13 protein-coding genes are annotated in these 14875 nt (G+C 42.3%); 3 read left to right on the plus strand and 10 right to left on the minus strand.

What is annotated here, in order from left to right; all coding sequences use genetic code 11:
* Positions 1–6 precede the first annotated feature (6 nt).
* The 7 genes from G458_RS0101230 to trxA all read right to left on the minus strand — a co-directional run bounded on the left by G458_RS0101230 (position 7) and on the right by trxA (position 6620).
* Positions 7–735, minus strand: a complete 729-nt coding sequence (locus G458_RS0101230; protein ID WP_026950285.1) for an acyl-[acyl-carrier-protein] thioesterase — start codon at positions 733–735, stop codon at positions 7–9.
* Positions 732–1904: an MFS transporter gene (locus tag G458_RS0101235; RefSeq protein WP_026950286.1), complete on the minus strand. Its 1173-nt coding sequence runs from the start codon at positions 1902–1904 to the stop codon at positions 732–734. The genes G458_RS0101230 and G458_RS0101235 overlap by 4 nt, the downstream gene beginning before the upstream one ends.
* 253 nt (positions 1905–2157) lie before the next feature.
* Positions 2158–2652, minus strand: a complete 495-nt coding sequence (locus G458_RS0101240) for a DUF6691 family protein (protein ID WP_026950287.1) — start codon at positions 2650–2652, stop codon at positions 2158–2160.
* A gap of 12 nt (positions 2653–2664) precedes the next feature.
* Positions 2665–3246: a YeeE/YedE family protein gene (locus G458_RS0101245; RefSeq protein ID WP_026950288.1), complete on the minus strand. Its 582-nt coding sequence runs from the start codon at positions 3244–3246 to the stop codon at positions 2665–2667.
* 22 nt (positions 3247–3268) lie between these two features.
* Positions 3269–4681: a hypothetical protein gene (locus tag G458_RS0101250; protein WP_157359649.1), complete on the minus strand. Its 1413-nt coding sequence runs from the start codon at positions 4679–4681 to the stop codon at positions 3269–3271.
* Between the two features lie 108 nt (positions 4682–4789).
* Positions 4790–6211 (minus strand): MBL fold metallo-hydrolase, encoded by a 1422-nt coding sequence (locus G458_RS0101255; protein ID WP_026950290.1) that lies wholly within the window; start codon positions 6209–6211, stop codon positions 4790–4792.
* A gap of 88 nt (positions 6212–6299) precedes the next feature.
* Positions 6300–6620 (minus strand): thioredoxin, encoded by a 321-nt coding sequence (gene trxA, locus G458_RS0101260; RefSeq protein ID WP_026950291.1) that lies wholly within the window; start codon positions 6618–6620, stop codon positions 6300–6302.
* Positions 6621–6787: 167 nt separating this feature from the next.
* Here trxA and G458_RS0101265 point away from each other — a divergent pair, with 167 nt between their 5' ends.
* Positions 6788–9775 carry a glycosyltransferase family 117 protein gene (locus G458_RS0101265; RefSeq protein WP_026950292.1) on the plus strand — a complete coding sequence of 996 codons (2988 nt, stop codon included), beginning with the start codon at positions 6788–6790 and terminating at the stop codon, positions 9773–9775.
* Between the two features lie 169 nt (positions 9776–9944).
* Here the strand turns inward: G458_RS0101265 and G458_RS0101270 are convergent, their stop codons facing one another.
* Positions 9945–10721 carry a class I SAM-dependent methyltransferase gene (locus G458_RS0101270; protein WP_026950293.1) on the minus strand — a complete coding sequence of 259 codons (777 nt, stop codon included), beginning with the start codon at positions 10719–10721 and terminating at the stop codon, positions 9945–9947.
* Positions 10722–10781: 60 nt separating this feature from the next.
* On the opposite strand from G458_RS0101270, the gene G458_RS0101275 reads away from it, so the two are divergent.
* Both G458_RS0101275 and rlmB read left to right on the plus strand, forming a co-directional pair.
* Positions 10782–12017, plus strand: coding sequence for a GWxTD domain-containing protein (locus tag G458_RS0101275; protein ID WP_026950294.1), 1236 nt, complete (start codon positions 10782–10784; stop codon positions 12015–12017).
* Positions 11990–12763, plus strand: coding sequence for a 23S rRNA (guanosine(2251)-2'-O)-methyltransferase RlmB (gene rlmB / locus G458_RS0101280; RefSeq protein ID WP_026950295.1), 774 nt, complete (start codon positions 11990–11992; stop codon positions 12761–12763). The genes G458_RS0101275 and rlmB overlap by 28 nt, the downstream gene beginning before the upstream one ends.
* A 21-nt stretch (positions 12764–12784) precedes the next feature.
* On the opposite strand, the gene G458_RS0101285 is transcribed toward rlmB, so the two are convergent.
* Both G458_RS0101285 and G458_RS0101290 read right to left on the minus strand, forming a co-directional pair.
* Positions 12785–13861, minus strand: a complete 1077-nt coding sequence (locus G458_RS0101285) for a mannose-1-phosphate guanylyltransferase (protein ID WP_026950296.1) — start codon at positions 13859–13861, stop codon at positions 12785–12787.
* 6 nt (positions 13862–13867) lie between these two features.
* Positions 13868–14836: a KpsF/GutQ family sugar-phosphate isomerase gene (locus G458_RS0101290; RefSeq protein ID WP_026950297.1), complete on the minus strand. Its 969-nt coding sequence runs from the start codon at positions 14834–14836 to the stop codon at positions 13868–13870.
* Positions 14837–14875 lie beyond the last annotated feature (39 nt).

A 14875-nucleotide genomic window follows, 5' to 3' on the forward strand; every position in this document is an offset into this window, starting at 1 on the left:
GGATATTCAAAGTTTCAAGGCCTGAACTTTAGCAAGAAAGACAGGTTTGGTATTGCTTTCTCCTAAAACAAAAATCTCCTCCTCGAGCTTCGAAACAGAAAGCACAATCCTGTCTCCGGCGTGGCACTCGGATAAGTAATTGATTGATATCTCCTGGGCTTTTAGACCAAATTCACTCAGTGAATTTTCCACCCAACGGATGTAACTGGTATTGTTGACATGATGGTATAGATCCAAGTCAGAATGCTGTACTTTAATTTCCTCTTCGCCAATCAAGTTACCCATGAAAGAAAGTTTCTCTGGTTGCCAGCTAGGTTTCTTGGTGGGATCAAACAATTCAGGCGGTAAAACAGACTCGGGTTTTTGGATCCGTTTGGTCTGAGTATGCAATAAAAGCCATGAAGACATTGCTCTGGCTAAAACTTTTTCATGCTGATCCCAAACCAAAAACTCCCGAAATGCGAAGAGTTTCTCGGCTCCTCTTCCCCCGGTGAAAATCCTTATTTTATCCCCCCAACGCGGGAATTTAGAAACCTTGATTTCAAATCTCGAAAGCACCCACATCTGCTGATTATCCAGAAGGTTTCTCCCAAAATCCCCTGAATCTGCATGCCTCCAGGCAATCTCCTGGAGAAGATCGGCCAAGGAGCACATCCGTATTTCCCCATCTGGATGCACCTGAAATGAGCCTACTTCAAATTCACGGGTAAATTGAAAATCCTCGGGGAGTGTCATGCTGCGGCTTTTTTGGGAAATTTAGGAGGAATCAGGAATACTTGCTTGCGAATGCTGGAAAGAATCAAAATTCCCAATCCGCAAAAAGCAACCAAGGCAAACGAAACCTTCAAGCTGAATAATTCAGCAACAAAACCAATCAAAGGCGGGCCTAAAAGGAATCCAAAGAAAGAAATCGTAGAGACCAAAGCCAAAGCAACACTTGGAGAATAAAGCTTGGACCTGCCCGCAATCCCATAAGAAAGCGGAATGATGGAAGCTACCCCCAATCCAACCAGTAGAAATCCTAATGTCGCTGACCAAAGCGCCGGCACAAAAACAGAAAGGAGCAATCCTATAAATATCAAAAAGCCACTTATTTGAATCACGGCCACTTTGGTATATCTGGCAGCAAGTTTATCCGTAAAGAATCTACCGGAGGCCATCGCTCCCATAAATGCCACATAACCCAAGGCCACTAGACCAGGTTCGGCCAAGACTACCTTTTTGAAATAAACTCCACTCCAGTCAAACATACAGCCCTCGCTCATCATCCCTAGAAAAGCGATCAAACTAACTCTCAACAGCAGAGCATCAGGTTTTTTCAAGACCATTCCCCCACTCTCGGTACTTTTTTCTTCCTTCAGGATTAGGCTTTGGGCCAGAAAAATAATGAGCAAAGAAATCGCCATGACCACTCCAAAGTGCTGGGCTGGACTCAACCCCAGGAAAATCATCCCTGCTCCTAATCCAGCACCGGTAAATCCCGCCAAGCTCCAAAGCCCGTGAAAAGATGCCAGAATACTTTTCCCCATTTGGTCTTCTAAATTCAAACCTTGAGTATTCAGGGATATATTCATGATGTTACCCAGCATTCCATAGGCGACCAGGATCGGGATCAGCATCAAGGTAGAAGTGCTTAATCCTATCAATGGCAGAGAAAGTGCATAAGCTATCCCACCAGTCAGGATCACAACACGACTACCAAATTTATGGACGGCCCAACCTGCAATCGGCAATCCTATAACAGATCCAAGGGGCAAAAAAAGAAGCATTGTACCTAGCTGTCCTTCGGAGAGATCAAATTTGGATTGGATATCGGGAATCCTAGAAGCCCAGCTGGCAAAACATAATCCGACGAAAAAAAACATCGAACCAACAGCCACGCGGCGTTTGGAAAGGTAATTCATGGTAGGTAAGGTAGGTTTAATCGCTTGGCAAAGATAGCCAAATAGGCTGGGAATCTGGGAAAGATTCGTAATTCGGGAAAACTATTGGAGTACTAAGCTAGTTTTGCAAAAAAGGAAAAATCATGGAATTCGTTATCGTAGGGTCAATTGTGCTCACCGCCATTCTTCTAATAAGATTTATCATCAAGAAGGTATTCAATTAAAAAAAGCCACATTCGGGAGAATGCGGCTTCAATTTTTTGATCGTTCAAATCTAGTTAGGGAGTTTATCGGAGAATCTCCCATAAACCCAAGTCCCCGCCAAGGCAGAGATCAAGGTTACCAAAACAACGGTGTAGCCGCTACCAATCTGAGCGAATAATGGTCCCGGACATGCTCCGGTGATTGCCCATCCCAAGCCAAATATAAAGCCACCAATGATCTGTCCTTTTCTGAAGACTTTATCAGGAATAATGATTTCCTCTCCGTGAATGGTTCGGATATTAAGTCTCTTGATTAGCTGAATGGAGATAATTCCAGTCACCACTGCCGAACCGATCACCCCGTACATATGGAAGGATTGTAGTCTGAACATTTCCTGAATCCTAAACCAGGAAATAATCTCTGCCTTCACGAAAACTATCCCGAAAATTACTCCCAGGACTAAATATTTCAATAACTCCAGTCCCTTGTCATGATCTTCCCTCAAATTGGGGGCAACGCAATGAGGATCCTGAATTTGTTCTTTTTTATCTTTTACCTGTGTCATTTTTTCAATCTTTTAGAATCCTACCAGTTTCATTAAAGGCTCCATCAACACGTGTGTCATCAGAAAACCACCCACCATAAAGAAGATGGTCGCCACTAAAGAAGGCCATTGCAGAGAACTGATGCCCATAATTGCATGTCCTGAAGTACAACCTCCCGCGTATCGGGTTCCAAATCCAACCATGAATCCTCCCAAAACAAAGAACAGCAGACCTTTTGCCGTAAATACTGCCTCCCAGGTAAAAATATCTGAAGGCAGCAAATGAGTAAAATCTGTGATTCCCAAACTTGCCAAATCGGCTTGAGTGGCTTCAGAGATCACAATGGTATCCGGATTTGCAAGGAAAAAAGTGGCGATAAAGCCCCCAATACCTACTCCCAGAACAAACAGAAGATTCCAGATCTCTTTTCTCCAGTTATAGGAGAAAAACGGTATACCTGCCGGCACGCAAGCAGCACAGATGTGTCTTAGGGAAGAAGAAATCCCGAAAGTCTTGTTTCCTAAAATCAAGAGTGCCGGGACAGTCAGTCCGATCATTGGCCCTGCGACATACCAAGGCCAAGGCTGTTTAATCCATTCGATAAGTTGTTCCATTTATAAATTGTATTGCTTTTGTTTAAAATCTGTAATCTAAAATTAAATTTAAGTTAGCCATATTCACCCGATTGATCACATATTCTTTAGGCACTTCGGGACCTGTATTTTCACCCTTGTAAGCCAGCAAAAATTGAAGATCCAATCCTTTGAAAAACCCTCCAAACCTATAATCAATCAATCCTGTAAAGTGAAAATAATCGGGTAATCCATATTTATTCAACACCGTATTTTCCAAATCAGGAGTATAAACATGCCCAGCTCCTAAGGCTAGTTTGAGATGCTCATGGACCGTCTTTTCATACATTAAATTGACTCCATGGACTCCTCCCAAGCCTTCATACCTTTCTCTTTGCATACTGACAAAGAATTGCTCTCTCCCCCATTCTCTTGGAAATAGAAACCTTCCCTGATCAGATATCCCGAGGTAGTTCAACGTAAACTGATTACTTCCCCAAAGAATTCCAGACCTAAGACCAATCCCAAAGGTTTTTTCCCCAGGAAGGGTGTAGGCCTTTTCTGGATCGGGGTTTCCACCATCTCCGAGTGCAGTTTGGTAAAAGCCCTGAATTCCTAGAATGGCTTTGGTTTCATTTTTCAATGCAATCATTTTAACCCCTTCAACAAAGCTGGTAGCTAAAATTCCTTCTGCCAGATAGGACCATAATTTCAGACTGAAATCTGACTCTTTGTATTCTACTCCAAATACCCCGATTCCTTTTGAATTCAGATGATGGGTGTAGGTTTCAGTAGATCCTGATGGATTTCTCCCTGTAGAATAAAACCCAACCGACTCCTCGACTGGAACCCATTCCAAAGAGCCTCTTGATATCAAGTGAGTGAACCAAGAGCCCGTGATTGTCCATTTTTCAGGATGAAATCGAGCAGAAATCCCGCTGAACAAATTAGGCCTTAACCGATTGTCTGAGGCATTCAACAAGGGACTTTCGAAATGTTGCCTTCCAAATTCTGCAGAGAATTTCTCATGTTCATAAGAAATGAAAAACTCCTCCAGACGGTCCATATCTCGGGAGTTTTCAGGATGATGAACATCATACAAGGTCAACTCATATCGATTGGAAAGCCCGGTCACAGGATCTTTGAGAGTGATGTTATTCTCAAAATGCCTGAAAACGAAGAATCCGCTGAATCCAATTCCGATCCCTTTCCATCGAGGACTAAAATAACCCAATCCTGCCCCTGTCCCCCATGTGGAGTAGTCCAGGAGACCGGGTTCGTTTTCGGTCATCATGAAATAGGATCGAAGATGAAATTCAAATTTTCCAGAATTCAAGATAGTTCCGAACATCTTTTTGCTCGAGCTAGTGTCAGAAGAAGTCAACTCGTGGTGTTGTGCCTGAGCACTATTTATCCCCCACAAAGCCAATAAAGCCCCCAACACATACCTTATCGGTAAGCGTACAAAGTTCTTCATGTTTGTTCTATAGTCTGGTGACTTTGATCACATCGGCCAAGCTTAAACTAAAAATGGCAGGTCAATTGACCTGCCATTTAGAAAGCGACTTTTCGTCTTTTGGGGAAATTAAAGCAATGTGGTAGGACAAACGTAATCAGAAACTTTGAACTTTCCAGATTCCTTGATTGCCTTAAAACCACCGGCTACATCGACAAGATTATCATATCCTCTTGCTCTCAGGATGGAGTTGAAAACCATAGATCTATATCCTCCTGCACAGTGCACGTAATAGGTTTTGTCTTTGTCCACTTTCAGCATGCTGTCATTGATATAGTCCAAAGGAGCATTTTCTGCATCGACAACGTGCTCAGAAAGGAATTCAGAATTCTTTCTCACATCCAGAATATGGATAGATGGATCACCTTCCTGAATTTTAGCCAATTCTTCAACAGTAATAGAGGTAATAGAATCCACTTCGTTCCCTGAATTTTTCCAAGCATCAAACCCTCCCTTGAGGAACCCAATGGAATAATCATATCCCACACGTGCCAATCGCGTGATCACTTCCTCCTCTCTACCTTCTTCCGCTACGATCAAAATTTCCTGCTTCAGGTCAGGAATCATTGCTCCCACCCATACTGCGAAACTTCCGTCGATGCCGATATTGATGGAATTTGGAATGAATCCTTTGGCAAAGGATTGGGCATCTCTGGTATCCAAAATCAAAGCGCCAGTCTCATTGGCAGCGGCTTCAAATTCTTCCGGAGTCAGTGGTCTCACTCCTCTTTCCAATACCTCATCAATACTGTCATATCCTTCAATATTCATCATGACATTTTGTGGGAAATAGGCCGGAGGAGGTGTCAAGCCCGTCAAAACTTCCTTCACAAACTCCTCTTTGGTCATCGGTTGAAGCGCATAGTTGGTCTTCTTTTGATTTCCCAAGGTGTCTGAAGTTTCCTTACTCATATTCTTACCGCAGGCAGAACCCGCACCGTGAGCTGGATAAACAATCAAATCATCCGACAATGGCATCAACTTATTTCTCAATGAGTCATAAAGATGACCAGCCAATTTTTCTTGGGTCAAATCTTTAACCACTTTTTGAGCTAAGTCAGGTCGTCCTACATCTCCGATAAACAAGGTGTCACCAGTGAAAATCGCCTCTTCCGTACCTTCCTCATTGATCAATAGGTAGCAAACCGATTCCATAGTATGCCCTGGGGTATGAAGTACCCGGATAGTGGCATCTCCAACTTTAAATTCCTGATTATCCTCAGCAATGATGGCATCAAAGCCCATTTTCATTCCGGTAGGTCCATAAACGATTTTCGCTCCGGTTTTGGCGGCCAAATCCTTATGGCCTGAAACGAAGTCTGCATGGAAGTGAGTCTCAAATACGTATTTGATTTTTGCGTTTCTTCGTTCTGCTTTTTCGATGTACGGCTGAACCTCTCTCAATGGGTCAATGACTGCTGCTTCACCAGCTGACTCGATGTAGTAAGCACCTTGGGCCAAACATCCGGTATAGATTTGCTCTATTTTCATATAACTGTGTTTTTTTATTTTCTATTAATTATTGTCACAAAACTATTTTGAAAGCCTAAATCTCTAAATGACTTTTGTCACATCGAGATCAGGCATTTGCCATCAAATTTGAGTTGATTACCTGTACCAATTGATGTGCGGGTACGACTCCAGATTGTCTCCAGACGATTTTTCCTTTTTGGAAAAGAATCAAAGTCGGCACTCCCCTCACCTGAAATTTACTCGCTGCAAGAGGATTACGATCTACATCCACTTTAATGATTTTCACTTTATCTCCAAGTTGTTTGGAAGTGTCTTCCAGAATAGGCTGCATCATTTTGCAGGGACCGCACCAAACTGCAAAAAAATCCACCAATACCGGAGTTTCCCCATCAATCAATTCTTGAAATGTTTTTGGTTGTGTGCTCATGGTTCAATTCGTTTGAATGATACAAATTTAGCAACGGCCTGTCCGGATAAACAGTAATATTTGTCACATCTGCAATTGGGTAAACCTAAGTGATGTTTAAAAAGTGCTAAAAACCCCGCACTTGGGATAAATTTTTATATTTTCGTCCCTCTAAATTTACCGATTGAATGCCCAATTATAAGCAAATCAACAACCTCACTGGCTGGGTCATTTTTGCAGTAGCTACCCTAGTCTATATTCTCACCGTAGAACAGACCGCCAGCTTTTGGGATCCAGGAGAATTTATCGCTGTTTCATACAAGCTTCAGGTACCGCACCCTCCAGGAGCACCTTTTTTCCTCTTGGTGTACCGGATGTTTGGCTTTTTTGCCTTCGGAGATGGATTGCAGGTAGCCTATTGGATGAATGTAGGAAGTGCTCTTTTCTCAGGGTTCACGATTCTATTCCTGTTTTGGTCGATTACCCTGGTAGGAAAAAGATTATTCGCGATTCCTGAAGGCTATGAATCCAAAGGTCAAACCATCGCTCTGATGGGTGCTGGGATCGTCGGCTCCTTGATTTACACTTTCTCAGACAGCTTTTGGTTTTCGGCAGTAGAAGCAGAAGTGTATGCGATGTCGTCCTTTTTCACGGCAATTGTGATCTGGGCATTCTTGAAATGGGATGTGATTAAAGACCCGAAAGAGGAAAACAAATGGATGATTTTCATCGCCTATCTGGTTGGTCTTTCCATCGGGGTCCACTTGCTCAACTTGGTAACTCTACCGGCTTTGGCACTGATATACTACTTCAAAAAGTATCCAAATCCGAGCTTCAAAGGAGCTATCTACGCCATGTTTTTAGGTGGAGTAGCCTTGATCATCATTAACAACCTCATTATTCCAGGACTTCCCAGTGTGGCGGGATCCATGGAAATTTTCTTCGTGAATAGCCTCGGACTTCCATTCGGATCAGGAATCGTAATCTTTATGATCCTATTCTTGGGAGCCTTGATTTTTGGAATTCGGTATTCTCTTAAGAAAGAAAAAGTTCTTTTGAACACCATTTTACTTTCCCTGACTTTTATCCTGATCGGGTATACCAGCTATGCCTTGATCATTATCCGGTCCAATCAAGACCCGATAATCAATGAAAACGCTCCGAAAGACATCATTAGCTATGTTTTCTACCTGAAGCGCGAGCAATATGGGTACAGACCATTGCTCCATGGGCAATACTTTACCGCACAATTAGTAGATCAGGAGGAAGGTGCTCCAGTGTACATGAAGGGTAAAGACAAGTATGAGATTGTCGACTACCAACTGAAAAACACTTACGATCCTTCAAAGACGACTATATTACCAAGGATCTACTCCACTCAGGAAAACCACAAGCGGATTTACCGTCAAAAACTTGGTTTGAGAGAAGGCCAGGATCCAACCTTCGGGGACAATATTTACTTCATGCTTTCCCATCAGCTGGGGCATATGTATTGGAGATACTTTATGTGGAACTTTTCTGGTCGGGAAAGTGACTTCATGGATGCACCCTGGATGAGCATCTTGGATTCTCTGAGTGATAAATACCCAGAATACATTACCGAAAACAAGGGGCACAACAATTACTTTATGTTGCCGCTCTTTTTGGGATTGATCGGTTTGTTTTTCCAAGCTAAAAAGGATCCTAAATATTTCTATGTCAACCTGATGCTCTTCTTAATGATGGGCGTCGTGCTGGTCTTGTATCTCAACTCTCCACCTGTGGAACCTCGAGAGCGGGATTACATTTACGTAGGTAGCTTCTATGCTTTTGCCATTTGGGCAGGTTTGGGAACTCTTGCCATTGCTCATGGCATTGCCAAAGCAACCAAGAATCTCGGGACTGCAGGAATCATTGCCACTTTGCTGACTTTGCCTGTAGCAGGAATCATGGGTGCTGAAAACTGGAACGATCACAACCGCAGTGGTAGATATTTCTCTGTGGATTCGGCAAGGAACTTCCTAGCATCCTGCGCCCCAAATGCCATTCTCTTTACTGGAGGTGATAATGATACTTTCCCACTCTGGTATGTTCAAGAGGTAGAAGGCTTCCGTACCGATGTGAGAGTGATCGTACTGAGTTACTTTGATACGGAATGGTATGTCGAGCAAATGACTAAGCAAGCCGATCTAAGTGCACCTTTGCCGTTTTCACTTCAACAAGAACGGTATCAGAAAGGCACCAATGACGTGCTCTATGTCATGGAGAGAGAAAATCTCAATGCCATTTCTGCCAAAGAATACTTAAGACTATTGAACACAGGCTCGGACCTCCTGAAAATGCAAACCGGAGGAAAGAGTGTGGTGAATATGGTCCCTTCCAGAAATTTGATCTTGGAGGTGGATAGCGCATTCGTAAGGAATGATGAAATTGTGCCGCATCAATTCAAAGACCTCTTTGCTCCTCAAATCAATCTTCAAGTAAAGGGCAACTACCTAACCAAAGGTAATCTGATGCTAATTGACTTGATCGTGAGTAACAATTGGGAAAGGCCTATTTATTTCAACAATACCTCACTTTCTACCATTGGAATCAACATCCAAGATCATGTGGTGATGGAGGGAATGACCTACAGACTACTTCCCATCAGGAAGCCAGACTATGTCAGAGAGGAATTGGTCAATACAGATCTAGCTTACAAAAACTACATGGAGAAGTTTGCCTTCAGAGGCATGGACGATCCAAATGCTTATCTGGATGAAGAATACCGTCGCTTTACTTCCAACCACAGAAGTGCCCTGAACACCATCGTGATGGCACTATTGGATGAAAATAAAATGGAAGAAGCAGCTAATCTCTTGAATTTTGGTCTGGAAAAAATCCCACATGAGGCAGTTCCTTATGACCTGAGCAGTGGACAGTCAGTTCCGCTATTCTTCGAAGTTGGGGAAGATGAAAAAGCCCTGGACATCATTGACAAGATCTCTAAGCGGTCCTTGGATATGATTGAATTCTACAATAAAGAAAATAGACCAATCGATCGGGATATGATGATTTCTATCGAAATGGTAAAATACTTCATCCCACTCCTGGCCGAGCGAGGTTATGAGGAAGAATCTGAAGCTTTAAACCAGAGATTAGAATCCTTGATTGGGCAAGACAGTAGATCTCCGAGTATTTTAAAGAGAAACGATTAAACCAAAAAGAGTCAGGATATCCTGACTCTTTTTTTGTTTTTAGACGCTTGAACTTTTAGGCTGAAGCCAAAGAAAAGCAATGGTGAGATTTTAGGCGAATTCGACTGAGGATGTACTCTAGAATATCTCAGCCTGAAAATTTTAGGAGAAATTATAGGAGCTCAAGATTTTATTTTTTCCAAAGAATATAAAATAAATCCAAGCCCTCTGCCGGGTTCTCTACCAAAGGGAAGTCTTCGTGTGTGATTTCCACTACAGAATTCCCCTGTTGTTTATGAAGCTTGTTTCTGTTGAGGCGATTAAGGATTTCATAAGGCATTCTCAAAATCGAAGCAGGCAACTTGTGCTGCAAATCAAAAATATCGAAGCGCATGATCTTTTGTACCGATTTACGGTTGGCCTCATGGTAGGTCCAGACTTTTTCATTACCTCCGATTCCTTTTGCTTCAACTTTATCAAAAATCCCGGAAGCAAGATCAATCAGTTCCTGAGGAACATATTCTCTGATGTGCCAGGGGTTTCTGGAAAGTGTATGGGTATTATTAGGGGTAGAAATGATTGCCTTTCCACCTGGCTTCAGCATTCGATAGAATTCTTGAAGAAAAAGCTTGTCATTTTGGATATGCTCGATGACTTGAAAACTGACAATGGTATCATATGAATTATCCTCAAATCCCTGAAAAGGAGGAATGACAGCTTGTTGAAAATCTACTCCGGGGAATTTCTTCTGGAGCATTTCTATCACCTCGCCGATCTTATCCAGACCAAGGTAGCTCTCAGCAAGCGGCAAAAGTTCTTCTACTCCTCTTCCTTCTCCACAGCCCACTTCCAGTAATTTTCCAGAAATCCAAGGCTTGGCAGCAATGTAGGCTTTGAGTAATCGCTGATGGATGGGATTGTCACTTACTAACTTGTCCGAAGCGATTTCCGTAGTATAGGTAGCCATTTGAAATTTTAGTATTTTGGCAAAAGTAAGGCTAATTTTTAAAACCTGAATCCCAACCCAATGAATCAAAAATTCACGCTTATTGCTCTCTTTCTAAGCTTTTTTTCATTTTGTACCCAATCTTCTTTTGCCCAAAAAACATTAAGTCAGACAGATCAAGCACTTCGCTATTCGCTTTATTCCAGGTTGGGATTGAAAATAATCCCAGTTCAGGAAGCAGAAAATCGGTTCAAACTCCAGTTTGTAATTGAAAAAATCGAAGAAAACCCTCAATTCAATGATTACAGTTTTTCTTATGCTGTATTGAATTCTTATGAAGAGGAGATTACCCCTGAGGCAACAGTTTTGTTGACTTCATCAGATCTAAAAGCGGATACGGAAAGACATTGGTTTTTTGAAAAGTCAATAGACCTTGATCCGAGCCAAAATACCGCCATTGCCTTCCTTTCTGTCCTAGATACCCGACAGGGAGATGAGTATGTTTATCATGCAGACTTAAAAAGCCGCTTTGTAGACGAACTGCCAAACTTTGGAGCCTATTTCGCCAACGCAGTTCCTTTTGATCAGAATTATATTAATCAGTCAGAATCACTTTTGTTCAAGTCTTCTGGCGGACCTAGTATTCAGAGTTTTTACTACCCAAGGAAATTTGACGTTCCATATCCTCCAATGGAAACCAGGCCTGCCGATGTTCCAAAAGAATTGGAAGTGGTCAATGAGGGGGATTTTTTATCCAATATTCCAAAAAGCTTTGATCGGGAAGGCTATTACTTTTTCCAATCTGACACTAGTTCGGCTTCTGGAATTTTATTGAAATCTGCACATGAGGCCTTTCCGAAAGTAAAAGATTGGGATGAAATGATTCAGATGGTGACTTACATTTCCACCCGAAAGGAGCATGAGACGCTTTTGATGGCGATGGACAAAAAGAAAGCACTTGATGAATACTGGATCAGCATCACCCGCAACCCTGAAGTGGCTAAGGAGCTGATTCGGAATTATTTTCGGATGGTAGAATTTGCCAACATACTTTTTACTGACTTCAAAGAAGGCTGGAAAACAGACCGCGGGATGGTGTATATCGTCATGGGACCACCTCAGGAAGTCAATTTCTTCGAGGACAGGGAGGTGTGGTCTTATGCCGGAATGGATGCCAGCTCAAAAATTAAGTTTACTTTTGTCCGGGCAAAGACAATTTTGACCCCTAATTTCTACACCCTGAACCGATCTAGAGCTTATCAGCCGATTTGGTTCAAAAATATTTCCCAATGGAGAAGCGGAAGGACGGCTTTCTAATAGACAAAGGAGCCCACGAAAAAGATTTTATTTTTGGAACAAGAGCAGTCATGGAAGCCATCCATGCCAGCAAAGAGATTGATAAAGTATTGGTTCAAAAAGAACTCAATAATGACCTGATCAAAGAATTGCTTCAGCTCTGCAAAAGCTCCAATATCCCAGTAGTCCGGGTGCCGGACGCAAAGCTCAACCGAATTACCCGAAAAAACCATCAGGGAGTCATTGCCCAGATGTCCGCCATAGAATATGCCTCTTTGGACAATGTCATTGACAATTGTTACGCCATAGGAAAAGCTCCATTTATTCTCGTTTTGGATCATATTACCGACGTCAGGAATTTCGGGGCCATTGCCAGAACGGCGGAATGTGCCGGAGTTGACGCGATTGTGATTCCGGAAAGAGGAAGTGCACAGATCAATTCCGATGCAGTCAAAACTTCTGCAGGAGCTTTGAATTTCTTACCAGTAGCCAGAGTGAAAAACCTCTTCTATGCCTGTAGAGATCTGCAGAAAATGGGATTGAGTCTCATTGCAGTCACCGAAAAAACTGAAAACCAGATGTATGAAGCTGATTTTTCCGCTCCTGTAGCATTGGTGCTTGGCTCGGAAGAAGATGGAATTTCGCAGGAAATCATGGGAATCGCAGATCAAAAAATTAAAATCCCTATGGCTGGAAAAATAGAAAGCTTGAACGTTTCAGTCTCTGCGGGTGTCGCGATTTATGAGGTGATTCGGCAGCGGAAATAAGGATCAAAAAAAAAGAGGATTTCAAACGAAATCCTCTCCTTTTTTCTTAGCATTCGCCACAAACTCCCTGAACTTTTTCTCTGAATCGAGTTTGCAAATCAGCAACACATTATCGTATTCATTGACCAGGTAATTTTCCAATCCTTGGACAACAACCAATTTTTCTGAATCCATCTTGATGAAGGAATTATTGGTGTCATACAAGATAGCATTGGCCTCTACCACATTATTTTCCTCATCCTTTTGCTTGAGCTCATGGACACTGTGCCAAGAGCCTAAATCGGACCATCCAAAATCTCCCAGGATCACGTAAACCTGATCTGATTTCTCCATGATTCCATAATCAATGGAAATATTTTTCACCTGCATGTAAGCGCGGTTGAGATATTCTTTCTCGGTTTCTTTTCCAAAATGATTTTTGGATTCCTCGAAAACCTCCGCCACGTCTGGCATATGCTCATGAAAAGCATCAATCAGGCTTTTGACTTTCCATACAAACATCCCTGAATTCCAGACAAAGTCCCCGCTTTCCAGAAATGTCTTCGCCAATTTGGAATTCGGCTTTTCGGTAAATGTCTTGACTTTGAGTACCTCATCCGGATTATCAGATTCCAGATATTGGATATATCCATATCCGGTTTCAGGACGGTTAGGTTTAATCCCCATGGTGATCAATTTCCCATCTGTTTGGGCTGCAAGCAAAGCTTTCTGGATCGTATTGATAAACTTACCCTCATGTAGAATCAGGTGATCAGCAGGAGTGACTATAAGCGTGGCATCTGGATCAAAAGAGGCAATTTTATAAGCTGCGTAAGCGATGCAGGCAGCTGTATTTTTCCGATGTGGCTCGGTCAATATCTGTTCTGGTTTTAACTCGGGAAGCTGCTCAAGAACAATATCTGAATACATATCAAAAGTCACCACTACAAACTGCTCAGGATCGGCTATTTCTCTAAACCGGTCATAGGTGATTTGAAGCAGGCTTTTGCCCATTCCAAGAATATCTAAAAACTGCTTGGGTTTATTATTTCTGCTATAGGGCCAAAAACGGGAACCAATACCCCCAGCCATGATTACGATATAGGGTTTATCCTGCATACTTAATTAAACAATTCCTTCTTTCATCAAGTCATGAATATGGACAAATCCTGCGATTTTATCCTCATTCGTTGCTACAAGCTGGGTAATATTGTGATTACGCATCAGATTAAGCGCTCGAATGGCAAATTCATCTACTGAAATGGTTTTGGGATTTACCGTCATGATGTCTTTGGCTTGAACGGATTGAATGTCCAAACTTTTTTGAAGCATTCTTCTAAGATCACCGTCAGTGATAATTCCCAACAATTCCCCGTTCTGACTTTCCACAGCCGTAGCCCCCAGTCTTTTTCCAGAGATCTCCACAATTACTTCAGCCAAGCTGGCATTTTCTAAGACGACTGGAACAGAACTTTTGGATAAAACATCTCCAACTTTCAGGTACAATTGCTTTCCTAGAGAACCTCCGGGATGATATTTGGCAAAATCATCCGAGGTAAACCCCCTTGCTTCCAAAAGGCATACCGCCAAAGCATCTCCCAAGGCCAAATGAACCGTTGTGCTTGTTGTGGGGGCAAGATTATGCGGGCAGGCCTCTTCCCCAATAGTGGCATTCAAAATATAATCAGCATGCTCAGCGAGATAAGATTTGGTATTAGAAACCATAGCTACCAAGACTGAACCAAGCTTTTTTAACAAAGGAACTAAAACTTTGATTTCCGGGGTATTTCCAGACTTGGAGATGCAAATGACTATGTCATTTTCCTGGACCATTCCCAAATCCCCATGAATAGCATCTGCAGCGTGCATAAAAAGTGCAGGCGTTCCGGTAGAGTTAAGAGTTGCTACGATTTTATTGGCAATTATCGCGCTTTTACCAACGCCGGTGATTACCACCCTTCCTTTTGAAGATAAAATCTTTTCCACACATGCCTCAAAATCCCCGTTTAGGTATTCCACCAAATTCAAAATAGCATTTGCCTCATTTTGCAATACCCGGGAGGCTGTATTTCTAATATTTTTAGCTAAATTCAATTTTACCTGCGTTAATCACTAATTTTGTACAAAGGTATA

The organism is Algoriphagus mannitolivorans DSM 15301, assembly GCF_000429425.1.
Classification (GTDB): Bacteria; Bacteroidota; Bacteroidia; order Cytophagales; family Cyclobacteriaceae; genus Algoriphagus; species Algoriphagus mannitolivorans.